We start from the raw sequence: 2,048 nt of genomic DNA, 5'->3' as shown, positions 1-2,048 counted from the left end.
CTTTGTGCATGTTGTTCAACTTCATGCCCATCATTCTGGTGGAACCCTGATAAATTCTTAGGTCCATCTGCATTGTTGAATGCATATCGTTTCATCATCGATTCTCGTGATACAGCGACTCAAGAGCGTTTGGCTCGTTTAGATGATCCATTCTCTCTATTCCGTTGTAAAGGCATCATGAACTGTGTATCAGTATGTCCAAAAGGGTTGAATCCAACGAAGGCAATTGGTCACATTCGTAACATGTTGTTGGATCAAGCTGGTTAATTCAGCTTGTTTCTGGAAACGGGAGTTTCGTAAGAAACTCCCGTTTTTTATTTGGGAATTTGGAAATGTTTGGCTGTGATTTATTATGGGTTTAATCATTGCTGTTGATTGTTAAAACTGATTAAAAAATTTATGGAGTTTGTTTTTTGATCGGCGTGCTTAGCATTTGTGCGAGATTTGTAGAGAATCTTTAACTTTGGTCGATAAGAGTGCAACTTTTATAAAAAGGGCGTTATATTAGAATATAATTTGATGTGTGTATTTCGCTGATTTATGGATGGTATGTGTCAAAAAAATCAATCCAAGCTTGATTACATGTTAGCATTTGTGCCAGTAACTGAAAGCAAAAAATCAGTATATTCTTGCGTTTAGATTGGGAATATCTGTGACTGATTTATGCAGATTATTTGGTAAAAGTCAATTTAGAAAAGTTAAAAATTTATTTAATTTTTCTAAAATGATTTGCAAAAAATTGCTCGATGTCGTCGAGTATAAAAGATGAGTTATGTGCCTTAAATTGCTGGGTGTATAGCTCATTTGTTACATCAAAGGGAATACTCCTGATGTGTAGTGATAATGTCCTAGGGTTGGATAACCTTGGGTAGTAGTGTCTTGTTACCAATTTGGCACTATGAATCATGGGTCTGCTTAAAAGGCAACCTGTATTATTTTTTGCAATAGGAAATGGGTCCAAAAATGCAAGAAGTTGCTGACGCATTGCGTCTTGACACTGAACTTTCCGCTGATAGTGCAGCGTATATTGAAGAGCTTTACGAACAGTACCTAGCATCACCAACCTTAGTGTCAGAGGATTGGCGAGAATATTTCGATAAATACCCTAAGGGTGACCAACCACACGGTAGTGTGCGTGAGCAATTCCTCTTATTGGGTCGTAATGCAAACAGAGTTCAACCTGTTGTACAAAGCACTGTTAGTACAGAACATGAGCGTCGCCAAATTGGTGTATTACAATTAATCGCCGCTTATCGTAATCGTGGTCATCAAAAAGCTAAATTAGATCCATTAGGTCTCGCTAAACGTGAAGACGTTCCTGATTTAGATTTATCTGCTCATAACTTGACTAAATCTGATTCGGATACCGTATTCAATACGGGTAACCTTGCAATTGGTAAAGCAGAAGCAACATTGTCTGAAATGGTTGAGGCAATGGAGGCAACTTACTGCGGTTCTATCGGTGCAGAATATATGCACATCGTTGACACTAAAGAAAAGCGTTGGATTCAACAACGTTTAGAAGGTGTTCGCGGTAAATTTGGCTATACCAATGATCAGAAAAAAGGTTACTTAGAGCGTTTAACAGCTGCGGAAGGCCTAGAAAAATATCTTGGTAACAAATTCGTTGGTGCGAAACGTTTTGGTGTGGAAGGTGGAGAATCTTTCATTCCAATGATGAATGAAATTATTCAACGTGCTGGTGCTGTTGGTTGTAAAGAAGTTGTGATTGGTATGCCACACCGTGGTCGTCTCAACCTTCTTGTGAATATCATGGGTAAAAACCCAGCTGACCTTTTCGGTGAGTTCGAAGGGAAGAGCCTACATAAGAAAGGTTCTGGTGACGTTAAGTACCACCAAGGTTTCTCTTCAAACGTAATGACTCCAGGTGGCGAAGTTCACTTAGCATTGGCGTTTAACCCATCTCATTTAGAAATTGTTGGTCCAGTTGTAGAAGGTTCTGTTCGTGCACGTCAAGTTCGTCGTAAAGACATTGGTGGTGACGACGTTCTTCCTGTAATTGTTCATGGTGATGCTGCTTTTGCTGG

Annotated in this window: 2 protein-coding genes; both read left to right on the top strand. The window is 39.2% G+C overall.

Going from position 1 to position 2,048, the window contains the following annotated elements; all coding sequences use genetic code 11:
- On the top strand, positions 1-267 hold a 267-nt coding region (locus B4237_RS09250), incomplete at its 5' end, for a 4Fe-4S dicluster domain-containing protein (protein ID WP_286942821.1).
- A gap of 696 nt (positions 268-963) precedes the next feature.
- Positions 964-2,048 (top strand): 2-oxoglutarate dehydrogenase E1 subunit family protein (locus B4237_RS09240; RefSeq protein WP_414632345.1); only part of this gene is annotated, 1,085 nt, incomplete at its 3' end.

This window comes from Acinetobacter sp. UBA6526 (assembly GCF_002434875.1).
GTDB classification, from domain to species: Bacteria; Pseudomonadota; Gammaproteobacteria; order Pseudomonadales; family Moraxellaceae; genus Acinetobacter; species Acinetobacter venetianus.
The sequence above is the reverse complement of the archived record's forward strand: the minus strand, read 5'-3'. Positions and strand labels throughout refer to the sequence as shown.